The organism is Sediminibacterium sp. FW305-C-49, assembly GCF_058231085.1.
Genome location: NZ_JBIQXS010000002.1, coordinates 789,162 through 804,498 on the forward strand (window position 1 = coordinate 789,162; position 15,337 = coordinate 804,498).

At 41.1% G+C, this 15,337-nt stretch carries 13 protein-coding genes; 6 read left to right on the plus strand and 7 right to left on the minus strand.

Annotated features, from left to right (window positions below):
• Nucleotides 1-15: 15 nt before the first annotated feature.
• On the minus strand, nt 16-2,793 hold the full coding sequence (locus ACH3Z1_RS10900) for an outer membrane beta-barrel family protein (protein WP_490821998.1): 2,778 nt from the start codon (nt 2,791-2,793) through the stop codon (nt 16-18).
• Nucleotides 2,794-2,912: 119 nt separating this feature from the next.
• Between ACH3Z1_RS10900 and glgB the strand changes: the two genes are divergently transcribed.
• Complete coding sequence (gene glgB, locus ACH3Z1_RS10905; RefSeq protein ID WP_490821999.1) at nt 2,913-4,940, plus strand: 1,4-alpha-glucan branching protein GlgB; 2,028 nt, start codon at nt 2,913-2,915, stop codon at nt 4,938-4,940.
• Between the two features lie 168 nt (nt 4,941-5,108).
• Nucleotides 5,109-5,777, plus strand: a complete 669-nt coding sequence (locus ACH3Z1_RS10910; RefSeq protein WP_490822001.1) for a head GIN domain-containing protein — start codon at nt 5,109-5,111, stop codon at nt 5,775-5,777.
• 102 nt (nt 5,778-5,879) lie between these two features.
• Here the strand turns inward: ACH3Z1_RS10910 and ACH3Z1_RS10915 are convergent, their stop codons facing one another.
• From ACH3Z1_RS10915 to ACH3Z1_RS10925, 3 genes are all read right to left on the minus strand, one after another.
• Nucleotides 5,880-6,644, minus strand: a complete 765-nt coding sequence (locus ACH3Z1_RS10915; RefSeq protein WP_490822002.1) for an SDR family NAD(P)-dependent oxidoreductase — start codon at nt 6,642-6,644, stop codon at nt 5,880-5,882.
• A 69-nt stretch (nt 6,645-6,713) separates the two neighbouring features.
• Nucleotides 6,714-7,664 carry a helix-turn-helix domain-containing protein gene (locus ACH3Z1_RS10920; protein ID WP_490822003.1) on the minus strand — a complete coding sequence of 317 codons (951 nt, stop codon included), beginning with the start codon at nt 7,662-7,664 and terminating at the stop codon, nt 6,714-6,716.
• 87 nt (nt 7,665-7,751) lie between these two features.
• Complete coding sequence (locus ACH3Z1_RS10925; protein WP_490822004.1) at nt 7,752-8,270, minus strand: GNAT family N-acetyltransferase; 519 nt, start codon at nt 8,268-8,270, stop codon at nt 7,752-7,754.
• A 102-nt stretch (nt 8,271-8,372) separates the two neighbouring features.
• On the opposite strand from ACH3Z1_RS10925, the gene ACH3Z1_RS10930 reads away from it, so the two are divergent.
• A complete protein-coding gene (locus ACH3Z1_RS10930) occupies nt 8,373-8,666 on the plus strand; it encodes a hypothetical protein (protein ID WP_490822005.1) in 294 nt (97 codons plus the stop codon).
• On the opposite strand, the gene ACH3Z1_RS10935 is transcribed toward ACH3Z1_RS10930, so the two are convergent.
• A complete protein-coding gene (locus ACH3Z1_RS10935) occupies nt 8,638-9,795 on the minus strand; it encodes a sensor histidine kinase (RefSeq protein WP_490822006.1) in 1,158 nt (385 codons plus the stop codon). The genes ACH3Z1_RS10930 and ACH3Z1_RS10935 overlap by 29 nt on opposite strands.
• A 169-nt stretch (nt 9,796-9,964) precedes the next feature.
• Nucleotides 9,965-10,939, minus strand: a complete 975-nt coding sequence (locus ACH3Z1_RS10940) for a DUF8428 domain-containing protein (protein ID WP_490822007.1) — start codon at nt 10,937-10,939, stop codon at nt 9,965-9,967.
• Between the two features lie 42 nt (nt 10,940-10,981).
• Between ACH3Z1_RS10940 and ACH3Z1_RS10945 the strand changes: the two genes are divergently transcribed.
• Nucleotides 10,982-11,698, plus strand: a complete 717-nt coding sequence (locus ACH3Z1_RS10945; RefSeq protein ID WP_490822008.1) for a ribonuclease H-like domain-containing protein — start codon at nt 10,982-10,984, stop codon at nt 11,696-11,698.
• Between the two features lie 150 nt (nt 11,699-11,848).
• On the plus strand, nt 11,849-12,847 hold the full coding sequence (gene holA, locus ACH3Z1_RS10950; protein ID WP_490822009.1) for a DNA polymerase III subunit delta: 999 nt from the start codon (nt 11,849-11,851) through the stop codon (nt 12,845-12,847).
• Between the two features lie 75 nt (nt 12,848-12,922).
• Here holA and ACH3Z1_RS10955 read toward each other — a convergent pair whose 3' ends face one another.
• Nucleotides 12,923-13,876: a bifunctional riboflavin kinase/FAD synthetase gene (locus ACH3Z1_RS10955; RefSeq protein WP_490822010.1), complete on the minus strand. Its 954-nt coding sequence runs from the start codon at nt 13,874-13,876 to the stop codon at nt 12,923-12,925.
• Between the two features lie 236 nt (nt 13,877-14,112).
• Here ACH3Z1_RS10955 and ACH3Z1_RS10960 point away from each other — a divergent pair, with 236 nt between their 5' ends.
• The gene (locus tag ACH3Z1_RS10960; RefSeq protein WP_490822012.1) at nt 14,113-15,291 is read left to right on the plus strand and encodes an AIR synthase related protein; all 1,179 of its coding nucleotides are present in this window, start codon (nt 14,113-14,115) and stop codon (nt 15,289-15,291) included.
• The last annotated feature ends 46 nt before the right edge of the window (nt 15,292-15,337 follow it).

The window sequence follows — 15,337 nt, forward strand, 5'->3', positions numbered from 1 at the left end:
GTAATGCTATGTTTTTTAAAATCCGTTAGTAGGTTTTCCGTTTTTGCTGAAATTATAAGCCAGTGTAAACATCCAGAAACGCTGGATATTCTGCTGGATGGTTTCCGTGATAAAGTTGGTGTTGATATTTCTTCTGATATTCTGATTCTGGTTAAAAATATCATTGATGGCCAGCTTCATTTCAATCTGGCTACTTTTTCCAAAAGTCTTGGAGAGGAAACTGTTTACAAGGTAAACATTGCTATTGCCTGCAAATACAGATGTTTTTTGATACAGGTTAAACTGAGCTGTTGCATTGAATACAAATTTGGCAGGTAATTTCAACGTTAGATCAGACCATGTAGAGTATGACCAGTATTTGGTTGTTGCATTAGGTCGGATGGATGAACTTGAATTATTATAGCGGGCATCAAAGCTCACATAGAAATTAAATTTCTTTTCAGACCAGTGGCTGATACTCATGTTAAAGCCAAGCGAATTGTTTTTACTGATGTTTTGTAAACCATTAACAACGTTTACGAAACGCGAGATATTGGGTGATAATCCAAAACTCAGGTTGTAGGAAGGAAATAAGTCAAATCCATAAGAACTCCACATAGACCCATTGTAGTTGCCATTCACATTAATTGCCTGGTTAATTCTTCTTCCCAATGTATCAATAAAGTTGGCATTGGTAATGGCGTTATTGGTGGTGGTGAAGTTTGCACTCAGGTAAATATTCCTGCTCTTCAATACTTTATAATCACTGAAACTCATGTTGAAATTGTGCCTGAATTCCTGTTTCAGGTTAGGATTACCTATGGTAATATTTAGTGGATCGATATTGTCGATAAATGGCTGTATCTGCTGTAGGGTGGGGTTCCTTGTAGAGCCATTATAGTTCAGGTTAATTCTTCTTTGTTTTTTAGGAAGGAAAGTGATACCCGCCGTTGGTAAGAAATTCGTAAAGCTGATATTCCTGTTATTTCCTTTGTTGATATCATCGAGGTTAAACTTGACAGAACCCAGAGAAGCCCCACCGTATAAATTGAATTTCTTCTCATTCAATCTGATGGTAAATCCTCCCATATGGTTATTGGAATTGTAAATGAAATGATTGCTTAAAGTGTCAATCATATTTTCATATTTACCACCCGGGCCTGTGCGTTCCAGCGTATTTCTTTCTGCATCATTTCTGTTAAATGCAAAGCGATAGTTCAGTTCCATGAAAGTATTTTTCCATAGGGGTTCTGTATAAGAGAGCTTTCCATTTACACTGGATAATGCTTCTTTATTGGTTTTGAACTGATCAAGGTTATCCTGGCGAACCAGCAAACCATTCTTATCGTAGAAATCATTTTTTGCAAATAGGAACCCGTCATTGGTTTTGTCCATAATGGAGAAATCACCACTGAAAGAAAGAGTACGACCTTTTTTCTTTAAACGTTTCTGCCATTGTAAAGAACCCAGTAAGTTTCTGTCTTCACCATCATTCGTCGTAGTACGGTCAGACTGGTTAATGATTTGCCCCTCTTCGCTGATGGCTTTACCTAAAAAGGTATTGGCATTTCTGTTCGTAACAATAGAGCCTGTTAATGACATTTTTAAGGTACTCGTAGAATCTATTCTCAAGTCATATTTACTGGTGATACGGTTTCTTTTCCTGTCGCTTACAAAATTCTGATCCTGTGTATTAATGAATGTAGTATCTGGCAGAATGGTTTGTGTAGTAGTGAGTGTTCTGCCTTTTACATTCAGGTTATTGTACTGGTAAGAATTATTGATATTGTGCTTATCCTGGTTCCATTTATTGCTGAACAACAATCCTCCGGTGGTAGAAGTTGGTAAACCCTGACCATATGCAAACTCATCGCCACCACCGCCCATGATCATAATACCACCGTCTTCCATAATCTGCATATCACCACCCATTCCACTACCACTATAATTATTTCTTTCATTCCAGTTGAGCGATTCGAATTTGGTATTATCATTGGTAATATAAGCTGCAATCTTTCTTTTACCTTTAAAAGCATTCAACATGCCTTTGCCATAGCGGTAACGATCAAAATCGGTACCTGCTTCTACTTTACCAAAAAATCCTTTTTTCTTATCTTCTTTTAATTGAAGGTTGATTGTTTTGGCTGTTTGGCCATCATCAATACCAGTAAATACCGCCTGGTCACTTTTTTTATCAAACACCTGTACTTTGTCAACAGCATCTGCTCGGAGATTTTGCGTAACAACAGCAGGGTCATCACTAAAAAATTCCTCTCCATCTACTAATATTTTCTCTACTTTTTGTCCCTGGGCACTGATTTCACCCTTTGAGTTTACCTGTATGCCCGGCATCCTTTTTAAAAGATCCTGCACATTGGCATTGGGACCTACATAAAAACTATCAGCACGGTATTCAGTTGTATCGCCTTTCATGCGGATGGCAGAAAGACGTTGTTTCACAATTACTTCTTCCAGCAAATGTGCTTTTGTGGTTACATAAATATTACCGAGTGTTTTTTGAGGCTGTGCCGACAGGTCAATATCATCTACAAAATCAGCATATTCAGGGTAGGAAATGATCATGATATATTTGGAAGCAGCAAGATTGCCAAAGCTGAATTTTCCCTGCTGATCGGTTCTTACAAACTTAACCAATACAGAATCTTTGGGTCTCAATAACGAAACCACCGCATGCTGTAGATTTACTTTATTGGTAGAGTCAACAACCGTACCTTTAAGGGAGGCGTTCTGGGCAAAAGTTTCAGTAATGGAGAATAACCCCATTATGAATAGAAGTGCAGTCAGTTTTTTCATTGTGTTCAGTTGCAGTATTTGATGCCTGATATGGAAAAATCCATAAAAAAATTGTAATAACTAATTAATTAGTTGAAAAATAATGTTAATATTTTTCTTAATCTGATTACAAACCTCTTATGAGCGACAAAACTAATAAGTCAAAAAACGTCAATTCAGATAATCCTGTTAAAGGAGTGGGCAATGGAGGAAAGGTTGTAAACGAGGATAAAAAATATGAAGAACTGCATTTTATAGATGCAAGTCAACCCGTATGGAACTATTCCTTATTCACTGACACCGATATCCAAAACTTTCAACAGGGTACCCATTATCATTTGTATGATTTTTTGGGTAACAAACAACTTGAAGTATTAAATACTTATGGAACCTATTTCGCAGTATGGGCGCCTAATGCAACCTATGTAAGTGTAACAGGTTACTTTAATGAATGGAACAAAACATCGCATCCATTAAAAGTTCGTTTAGATAACTCTGGTATTTGGGAAGGCTTTATTCCAAACGTAGGTCAGGGAGAAGCCTATAAATACCATATACATGGATACAAAGGCATTAAACTTGATAAAGGAGATCCATATGCACATTTTTGGGAGAAACGTCCCTATACCGCATCCATTACCTGGCAAACCGATTATGACTGGCAGGATGAAGAATGGATGAAAAACAGGTCAAAACACAATGCATTGGATGCCCCTTGGTCGGTGTACGAGGTACACCTGGCCAGTTGGATGAGACCTGATAAAAATGATGAAGAATCATATAATTCATACCAGCAGCTAGCTGAAAGACTGGTTCCTTATGTAAAAGAAATGGGTTTTACCCATGTGGAACTGATGCCTGTGATGGAACATCCTTTTGATGGGAGCTGGGGATACCAGGGAACAGGCTATTTCGCACCCACTTCACGTTACGGTTCACCACAGGATTATGCAGCATTGGTTGATGCTTTTCACCAGGCGGGCATTGGTGTGATTCTCGACTGGGTACCTTCACATTTTCCTTATGATGCTCACGGATTGTTCATGTTCGATGGTACACATACCTATGAATATGCCGACATGCGTAAGGGCTACCATCCAGACTGGAACTCTTATATTTTCAATTATAAAAGGGGAGAGGTAAAATCATTTCTCATCAGCAGTGCCAGATTCTGGTGCGATCGTTTTCATACAGATGGCCTGCGGGTAGATGCAGTTAGTTCCATGTTGCGGCTAGATTACAGCCGTAACAAAGGACAATGGGAGCCCAATGAATTTGGCGGCAATGGTAACCTGGAAGCCATAGCTTTCATCAAAGACCTGAACGAAACACTGTACCGGGACTTCCCCGATATTCAAACCATTGCAGAGGAAGCAACCGACTGGCCCAAAATAAGCAGACCTACATTTGAAGACGGATTGGGTTTTGGTATGAAGTGGATGATGGGCTGGATGCATGATACCCTTGATTATTTCAAAATGGACCCTATCTATCGCCAGTTTCATCAGGATAAGTTTTCATTCAGTATGATGTATTTCTACGATGAAAATTTTATGCTGCCGCTGAGTCACGACGAAGTAGTGCATGGTAAGAGTCCGATGTTGTATAAAATGCCCGGAGACGAATGGCAGAAATTTGCCAACCTGCGCATACTGTACACCTATATGTTTACACATCCCGGAGCCAAACTCTTATTCATGGGAAATGAATTTGGTGCTACGAGTGAGTGGAACTATAAAAGCGAATTACAATGGGAGTTATTACAGTTTCAGAGTCATGGTGGTATGAAACACTGTGTGCAAAAACTCAATGAACTCTATCGGTCAGAACCCGCGCTCTATGAACAGCAGTTTTCTTCAGAGGGATTTGAATGGGTAGACCTCAATCATAGAAGTGAGTCGGTGATGGTATATAAACGCAAAGGCAAGCAACCCAAAGATGATATTCTTGTGATACTTAATGTTACCCCTATTGTTCGCCACGACTGGGAAATTTATGTACACGGAAAGGGGAAATGGGCCGAAATATTCAACAGCGATAACGAAGCTTTCTGGGGAACCGGAGATGTATATAATCCTGCAATCAGTTCCACATTGGTTGATAAAGTCTCAGAATGTTACCAGCTAAAAGTGCATTTGCCGGCCCTGGGAGCTGTGGTGTTAAGGTAGGGGGAAGCAACAAGCTACAAGTTTCAAGCCGCAAGCTACAAGCACTTTAAGGCGAAATTAAATCAACTTGTGGCTTGTAAAAACCCACTTGAAGCTTGTGGCTTGAAGCTTTAACTCCTGTTGTAACATTTCTCCTGCTGCCCCGTTACACTTCAAAACAAACCTATCATGAAACAGTTATTCAGTAGTTTATTGGCGATCAGTATACTATTTTCTTTTGCTCTTGGACAGGAAGTGGTATCGGGAGAGAATGCGCAGAAAAGAAATGTGGGATCGTTCCATGCCATCAAAACATCGGCAGGTATCCAGGTTATTTTAACCAAAGGAAGTAAAGAGGAACTGGCAGTAACTGCCAGCGATGCAGACCTAGTAGATAAAGTAAAAACAGTTGTATCAAACGGCGTTTTGCGTATTTCACGCGACAGCGATAACTGGCGTTTTTGGGAAAAAAGAAGAAACTGGAAAGTGGTTGTATATGTTTCATATACAGAACTGGATGGACTGGATGCCAGCAGCGGAGGTTCTATACAGGCGAAATCTGTTAACCTAGATAAACTAACTGCCGATGTCAGCAGCGGCGGTACCATTACATTGTCGGGATCAGCAAAAACCTTATCGGTTGATGGCAGTAGTGGTGGAATTTTCCGTGGGTACGATTTGGCGGTTACCAATTGTAAAGCCGATGTAAGCAGCGGTGCCGGTGTACAGGTGACTGTTACCAAAGAAATTTCTGCTGAAGCCAGCAGTGGCGGTTATGTTCGTTTCAAAGGTGAAGGACTTATACGCGATATAAATGTGAGTAGCGGCGGTTCAGTAAAAAGACAGAGCGATAAATAGGAGAAGTTTTATAGTCCATAGTTAATAGTCCATGGTCCATAGAAAGAATTAAATTTTCTGCTATGGGCCATGGACTATTAACTATGGACTAGTCACTATAAACTAATAATGAATTCCCCCGGCCACTTCAATCCGCTGTGCATTTACCCATTTGGCATCATCGGTACAGAGAAACGCCACTACGGTTCCAATGTCATCGGGGATACCTACACGTCCGAGTGATGTAAGAGAAGCGAGATAATCTTTCAGTTCCTGGTTGTCTCTCACAGCACCACCACCAAAATCGGTTTCAATAGCACCAGGTGCAACCACATTCACCCTGATCTTTCTGTTACCCAGAAATTTAGCCTGGTATTTGGTCAGTGTTTCTACTCCTCCTTTCATAGTGGCATATGCATCATATCCGGTATAGGTAAACCTTGCCAGACCTGAAGAAATATTGACAATTCCGCCACCGTCATTCACGATCGGTAATAACTTTTGTGTAAGGAAGAAAGGAGCTTTCAGGTGAATATTCATCATGCTGTCGAACTGTTCTTCTGTCGTCTGTTCAAAATCGGCATACACACCCGAGCCTGCATTGTTTACCAGAAAGTCGAACCTGTCTGTTTGAAATTCGTCTGTCAGTGTTTTTTGTACCGTTGCGGCAAAAACAGCAAATGAATCAGCTTTTGATACATCCAAAGAAAGTGCTACTGCTTTTCTTCCGGTAGCTGCAATTGCTGCGACTACTTTTTCTGCCTCTGTTTTTTGTTGTTGGTAAGTAATGATGAGATCCAGTCCTTTTTTAGCCAGCTCAATAGCCATGCTTTTGCCCAAACCGCGACTTCCACCGGTTACAAGTGCAATTTTTGTTTTACGAGTCATTTTTATTGTTTTAAATACCACACAAAATTGACCCGGTCTGTAAAATCTGTTGTTGCGATTATCAGTGTATTATTTGTAAATATCAAATAATTGATCCCGGTAATGCAGGGGAGACATATTGCTTTGTTTCTTGAAAAAATTAGAGAAATGAGCTACTTCCTCAAACCCCAGGCTCATAGCAATCTCTGAGATATTCCAATTGGTTTGGCGTAAAAGTAGTTTCGCTTCCTGAGCTATACGACTCGAAATAATTTCGGTAGTGGTTCTGCCGGTAAATTCTTTTAATACTTTATTGAGATGGTTAACATGCACCTGCAAAGTATTGGCATAATCTTTGGCCGTTCTTAAAGCCAATGTCTGTGTATTGGTTTCAATAGGGAACTGTCGCTCCAGTAACTCGATAAAAAGGGATGAAATTCGGCTGGCAGCATTGATCGTGTTACCTGTAGCTGTCAGTGGTTTGAGTTTTTGTCCGTTGTGTATTAGTTCAATCACATAATTTCTCAGGAGGTCGTATTTGTAAGGATAGTCAGATCCGATTTCCTGGTGCATTTTCCTGAAAATAGCTTCAAAATCAGCAGCCTGGCTGTCAGAGATATGATATACAAAGTCGCTGCCCGGTTTAAAAATCGGGAGATCATCTATCACCAGTCCTGAATTTGATTTGGATAAAAATTCACGCGTGAAAACACAAAAATGACCAGCCTGTTTTGAATCATGGGGTGTATAACTGTAGGGTAGCTTAGGTGTGGCAAAAAGTATGGCATGCTGTTGAATCTCTATCACGCGATCTGCATACTCGACCCTGTTTTTGCCTTTAATCAGACTGATTTTATAATAAGTGCGCCGATTGTACGGCATTTTGGCTTTTCCCGCACAGGCAGACTGAAGCTCGCTGATATCAAACACATTAAAATGACCAATGTCTTTTCCCTGGTCGGCATCGAGCATTTTATCGATTTCTGAACATACACCCCCGAATATTTCCTTGTAAAAAGCCTTGATGGTAACCGGTTCCATAATCGTTTGTAAAATTCAAATAATGTGCAAGGTAGGGATTTTATGGTAACTGGATGATTGGGTGGTAAAACCAATTGGCGTATGTCGTTACAAATATTTGACCATATCCAAATTCCACATCCCATTCATAGCGAAGCCACCGATCGTTTCAAAACCCATTTTTTGATAATAGGCAACGGCGGTTATATTATTTTCCTGCACACCACCCCAGAGCAGTACCTGTTTGATCTGTTGTTGTTTCAGGTATGCTTCTGTGGTTTGCCATAGTATTTTCCCCAACCCTTTATTGCGCCATCCGGCTGCCAATGATGGTGCATACATGGCTGTGTTATTGTGAGCGGGGAAGAATGAATAACTATTTAGCCGTTGTACATCATGTTCAAAATACCCCAGTTTGATAATGCCATAACCAATGATATACGTGCTGCTGTTTTCGATCAGCATAAAACCCATAAAAGATGGGTCATGGTATAAATGATTCAGTGCATCCATTGTAAAAGGGTGTGGTTCGAAACGTAAACGGGTCTCGTTATCCAAATGCAATAAATAAGACAGGAGATGAGGCAGGTCATTTTCTTTCCAGGTTCTGCAAGTAATGTCTGTCATCGGTTTTCACAGTTTATGCACAAAAAAATCGGGTAACAATTTCTTTACAATTTAATCATTGTGCAGTTATGTTACTGTGGTCACTTGCACTAAATATTTTGTATGAAAACAACATCTTACAGCCTCCTGGTAAATGCAACCGGGCAATTATTGCAGCAGCATGCGTTTGATCATCTGTCTGATGAAAAACTTTCACGCATGAACAGTTGCCTGCATAAACTGGGAAGCCAGCCGGTCACAGAAGATCTTCGATCGGTAGAGACTGAGTTACTCAATTATTGCAGAGAGGCCAATCTGTATGTGGAAACAACCACACCACAATCATTGCATCAATGGTATGCGGCCATGAGTTGTTTTGGTGAGCCTGTTATGCTTTTGCTGGAAGAGGCAGAATAAGACGGAAGCAGGTGCCTTTACCGGCTTCACTCCATTTGACAAATAATTTTCCATTATGGTATTCTTCCATGATGCGTTTACTCAGCGGTAATCCAAGTCCCCAACCTCTTTTCTTGGTGGTAAATCCGGGTTTGAAAACTTTATTAAGGTGTGCAGACTGGATACCTTTTCCTGTATCGGTAACATCAATCACCAGCCCTTCAGGGGTAATATGTGATTCAATACGGATCACGCCTTTGCCTTCCATGGCATCCAATGCATTCTTGATCAGATTTTCAATAACCCAGTCAAACAAAGGAGCACTTAGCAAAGGAGTAACCGGTAAAATTTCCGGATGAAACTCAAACTGCACCTGTGCACCCGAACGTTTTTTCATGTACACAATCATCTGTTCAATCTGCTCATAGGGGTTGCCCGGTTCCAGTTTAGGCTGACTGCCTATTTTCCCAAAACGGTCTGTAATGAGTAACAAGCGATTTACATCTTTACTGATTTCAGGAATGATGGCTTCATTTTCCTTTTTCTGTTTCAATATTTCCACCCATCCTTCCAAACTTGAAACAGGGGTACCCAGTTGATGCGCAGTTTCGCGTGCCATGGAAGCCCATAACTGGTTTTGCGCACCACGATAATGCGATTGTACCGCCATGATGGCAATGGCAATAAACAACGCAACAATGACCAACTGAATCAGCGGATACAGTTTTACTTCTTTCAATAATTTACTTTGTCCGTAATAGTAATGATTCGCAGTGTAAGGACTGTCTTTGAGCACCAGTACAATTGGCTTGTCATTGTATCGGCGAAACTCCTGAAGTTTCGATTGTAAATACCCGGAATCTGTCTGAACTAAACTACTGTCGAGGTTCAGGTAATTACCGGTGAGACTATTTTTTTCAGTGGTTTCAATAATCGGGATCTCTTTGTTTTCAAAAGAAATAAAAGTGGCGAGGTTCAGGCTGGCGGTATCGGGTGTATTCAGGATGGTTCTTTGTGCTTCGGCCCAAACCGTAACATATTTTCTTTCTTCTGTAGCAATTTTACCTGCTACATACTGTGAATAAAAAATGGTTCCGCTCACCAGTATAATGGCAATTACAACCAATATTATCCGCCAGTTAATACGCATGGATGTTTTTTTGGTTGAAGATAGGGGATAGTGAGTAGTCAGTAGTGAGTAGTCAGTGTTTTTTTACTCACTACTGACTACTCACTATCAAGTTTCCAAAACACAAAGGGCACCTTGCGGTACCCTCGTGTTTTGCTTGCTTGCTTGCTTCTTATTTCTTTATAACATATTAACTGAATAAGCCGCCTTTCTTCAATGTCTTTACCCCTTCACCAATTTTGAAACCATTGTTATAGATTTCAATTTTATAGTTGCCGGTCTGGTATTTCTCAGACTGTTTCCAGTCGAAGCTAACGGGCGTTACTTTACCCTGCTCATAATTAACGGTTACTTTACTGGTATATGTTTTTTCACCGTCTTCACGGGTAACAAATTTGGTGCCTTCAGAAATGACTTTTCCATCAGGAGCTGTTACACATACATAGATGTCTTTACTTCCACTAGGCGCAATCCTGTTAGGATCAAGTACGAAAGAAATACGCATCAGATCGGCACGCTTTGAAGTGCTGGTGGCTTTTTCTTTACCGCTGCTGCGCACATCAATGGCAGTGATACCAATATTTGAAGCATGTAGGGTAGAAGCTACATCTACTTTTTCATCCAGTTCTTTTTTAGTGGCACTGAGGTTCTGTTGCAGGTTTTCTTTTTCAGAAGTCAACTGCGTTTTTTCGGTACTCAGTTGTTCGTTGGCAGCCGTAAGCTGCTTATTCTCCCCCTGCAGTTTCTCAATTTCTGCAAAGAGGCCATCCACTTTGCCATTCAGTTCACTGATCATTTGTTTAGCCTGTGCCAGTTCAGCATCAGAAGCATTTTTGCGTTTCAGGATATTGCTGATACTGCCTTTCAGTTTCTGGATCTCAGAACCACGGTCGGCCAGTGCACCCTGTAACTGGATATTGTTCTGCGTAAGTGAATCGGCTTTGGCGGATACTTCCAGGAACTCCTGCTGAATGGCATTACGTGCACTGTCAACATTGGTAATCCTGGTTTCTAACTGCCCAATGGTTTCTTTGGTCTGGCTTTTATCGTAGAAGATATAGGCCCATGTACCCAGAAGGGCAAAAATGAGAATGCCGTATATTACTTTACGGTTGTCTTTTTGCTGTGGTGCAGCACTTGGATCGGGAGTGTTGAAGCTACTCATAAAATGAATTTTTCAGTTAACGGATTTTTTTAAACTTTTTATATGCTCAAGGATCTTTTAATACTTGATATTGAAACAGTGCCTGCCTTCTCATCCTTTACCAGTATGGATCCGGACTGGCAACGCCTATTTTGCGACAAAATATCTAAAACCGTGCCAGAAGGTATCGACCCGGTAGAATCTTACCGAAAAAAAGCTGGCATACTCGCCGAATTCGGACGTATTATCTGTATCTCAACCGCTTTTTTCCACACAAATGAAGAGGGCCAGTGGCACCTGAAAGTGAAGAGTATTGCCGGAGATGATGAGGTAGAAATACTGAGGATTTTTACGCAATTATGTGAAAAAATCCAGCAGGTGAATCCACATTTCCAGTTTGCGGGTCATAATATCCGCGAATTTGATATACCCTATATCGGGAGGCGCATGCTTATCAATAACCTGACTTTACCTGCCTGTCTGCAGTTACAGGACCGAAAGCCCTGGGAACTGAAAATGTTTGATACCCTTAACTGGTGGAAATTCGGGGACCATAAAAATTATGTATCACTCGATCTTTTGGCGCATGTGCTGGGTATTCCCAGCTCAAAAACCGATATGGATGGCAGTATGGTGCAGGACGTGTATTATGTTGATAAAGACCTGCCGCGTATTGTAGCTTATTGTGAAAGAGATGTAGTGGTAACAGCCAATATTATCCTTCGTTTCCTTCAGCAACCTGTCCTGAAACCAGAAAATATTACAGTCGTAACGGTCTGATGGCAATATTGGGGAGAAAAGGGGCGTTGTAACATCGTGAATGGTGAATGGTCGTGTTTTATTCACGATTCACCATTCACCATTCACGATGTTCATAACTAAAACCCTAATCTTTTTTTAAATCCTTCATCAACCATCATCTTTGCACCCATGTCGGCGGAAAAGATCATCACAGAATGGAAAAAGGGGCATTTCAAGCCAATTTATTGGCTGGAAGGAGAGGAGCCGTATTTTATTGACCAGGTGGTAGATCATGCCGAACATAAAATTCTGCCCGAATCGGAAGCCGGGTTTAACCTCACTGTTTTTTATGGTAAAGATGCCGATTGGGCAGCAGTGGTAAATGCCTGCAGACGTTACCCCATGTTTGCAGAAAGACAGGTGGTGATACTCAAAGAAGCGCAGCAGATGCGTGATATTGATAAGCTGGAACCTTATATTGAAAACCCCCTCAGTTCAACCGTTTTTGTTGTCAGTTATAAAGACAAAAAAGTAGACGGCCGTTCCAAACTGGCCAAAACCCTGAAAGCTAAAGGGGAAATGCTGACCACCAAAAAAATGTATGAAAACCAGTTGCCTGAATGGACAATGGAAGTGGTTAAAAAACAGGGGCTCTCCATCAACCAGAAAGCCCTCATGCTGTTGGTGGATCATGTGGGTAATGATTTAAGCAGAATTGAGAATGAAATTGAGAAACTGGCGGTAAATCTTTCCGGCAGAACCAATATTACCGAAGACGATATTGAGAAATACATAGGCATCAGTAAAGAATTCAATGTGTTTGAATTGCAGGAAGCCATTGGGAGAAAGGATCTGTCGAAAACCATCCGGATCATACAATATTTTGAAGCCAATCCAAAAGCCGCGCCCATACAGCAGGTATTGCCTGCCTTGTATAATTATTTCAGTAAAGTATATATGTTGTTTGGACTACAGAACCCCGATGAAAAAACAGCCGCCAGCTCATTGGGTGTGAACCCTTATTTCATCAAAGACTATCTTAGTTCTGCACGTAAATATGAATACTCGGGTGTGGAAAGGGTATTATTACTTCTCCATCAATATAATCTTCGTAGTGTAGGGGTGCACGATGCCGGCACTTCAGATGCAGGTTTAATGAAAGAAATGGTCGTGAAAATGATGAATTAGTGGCGATCATCAGTTAGGAGATGATTCATCATAGTGAGGAGTGAGTAGTCAGTAGTGAGTGAAGAAAGAGCGGGTTTAGTTTTCACTTTTAACATCAAGAACTTCCTGGGCCTCTTTTTTATCCTGTGCCAGTTGTGCTTTCAACCCATCAAGACCATCAAATTTTACTTCATTACGCAGTTGCTGTAATACATGTACACGAAGCTGCTGGCCGTAGATATCTTCATTGAAGTCGAAAATATTTACTTCAATAACCCTTTTCTTTCCGTCAACAGTTGGGCGTAGTCCAATATTCATCATTCCTCCGTAAAAGCCTTCATGACTATCGATGAGTTCAACCCTTACCGCATACACGCCATTCTCGGGAATCAGTTTCTCTTCGCTTCCAATATGAAGGTTTGCTGTTGGATAGCCGATGGTTCTGCCCAGTTGATTGCCTTCTACTACCAGTCCTTCAAAAAAGTAGGGATAACCCAATGCAGCATTGGCAGTGGCTATATCATTTTCTGTTATTGCTTTTCTTATTCTCGTAGAGCTTACCGCAATTTCATTGAGCAATTGTTCGGTAATTTCTTTTACAACAAACCCTAATTGTTTACCATACAACTCCAGTAACTGATAATCTCCTGTTCTGCCCTTGCCAAACCTGTGGTCGTAGCCAATGATAATGGTATGCGGTTTGAAATATTTGTAAAGGAAATCAGTAATATATTCTTCCGCAGACTGGTTGGCAAAATGATGATCAAATGGAACCACCACCAGGTGATCGATACCTGCTTTTTCCAGTAATATCTTTTTCTCAGCCAGCGTGTTGAGCAGCTTCACATCTCCCGGAACCGAAGAAACAATTTTGCGTGGATGTGGATGAAAAGTAATAATGACCGTTTCGCCGTTTATTTTCGCAGCTTCTTCTTTTAACTGGGTCAATATCTGCTGGTGACCTTTATGTACACCATCAAAAGTGCCAATGGTAACGACGGCATTACGAAATTCGGGTAGAGAACCCGCCAGTTCACGATGTACTTTCATATCGATCGCGAAGGTAGGGAAAAGGGAAATGTGAGGCGTAAACATGAAAAGTGAGACGTGAAGGGAATCATCTTTTCTCATAGCCCCATCAAGGGTCGGGATGAGATGAATAAGCTACAGGCCACAAGCTGCAAGCCACAAGGAAATCCACCTCTCAACCCTTACCTTTGCAACCACGAGAATTAGCATGAGCCCTAATTTTCAAATTTTCAAATTTTCAAATTTCCAAATTAAAAATGTCTCTCTATTCCCAACGTGGTGTTTCAGCCCAGAAAGAAGAAGTGCATGCGGCCATCCAGAAGCTGGATCAGGGTTTGTATGCACATGCTTTCTGTAAAATATATCCTGATTTTCTGTGTAATGATGAGGCTTTTGTAAACATCATGCATGCCGATGGAGCAGGCACCAAAAGTATCCTTGCCTATTTGTACTGGAAAGAAACCGGAGATGTGTCGGTTTGGGAAGGCATTGCGCGCGATGCAGTGGCCATGAATCTCGATGATTTATTATGTGTGGGTGTAACTGATCAGCTTCTGTTTTCTTCTACCATCGACCGTAATAAACTCAGGATACCAGGAGAAGTACTGCAAGCGGTTATTAATGGTACACAGGCATTTTTTGATCAGCTAAAGACCTATGGCGTAAACATTCATTACCTCGGTGGCGAAACGGCCGATGTTGGCGATGTCGTAAGAACCATTGCAGTGAACGGAACCATGACCAGCCGCTGGCCCAAAGAAAAACTCATTACCAATGAAAAAATCAGTGCCGGAGATGTGATCGTAGGTTTTGCCAGCGCAGGAAAAGCCGTGTATGAAAATGAATACAACAGCGGACTGGGCAGTAACGGATTAACCAGCGCCCGTCATGATGTATTGGAAAAATATTATGCAACACAGTATCCGGAAACCTATGAAACCTCATTATCGGATGCAGTAGTGTATATCGGAAAGAATAAAATGACAGAAGCCATACCCGTGCAAGGTTTTGGTGATTTACAGGTGGGCAAATTATTGCTGAGTCCTACACGTACTTATGCACCTCTGGTAAAACAATTACTCGATCTATTTTTTGATCAGATACATGGAATGATACATTGCAGCGGGGGCGGACAAACCAAATGCATGAAATACCTTCCCAAACCGTTTAAGATTGTAAAAGATAATTTGTTTGAAGCGCCACCCATTTTTAAACTGATTCAGGAGAATTCAGGTGCCGATATGCGCGAAATGTACCAGGTATTTAATATGGGGCACCGTCTGGAAATTTTTACAGATACAGCTACAGCAAATGCCATGATGGGTATTGCTGAAAAACTAGGTATCGAGGCTAAAATTGTGGGAAGGGTAGAAGCTGCTGAGAAAGCAAGTCTTCATCTACATACAACAGCAGGCGAAATCATTTATGAATATTAACAGGATCAAAACCTGCTGATCCTTATTTTTGAAGATGACCAGTAAT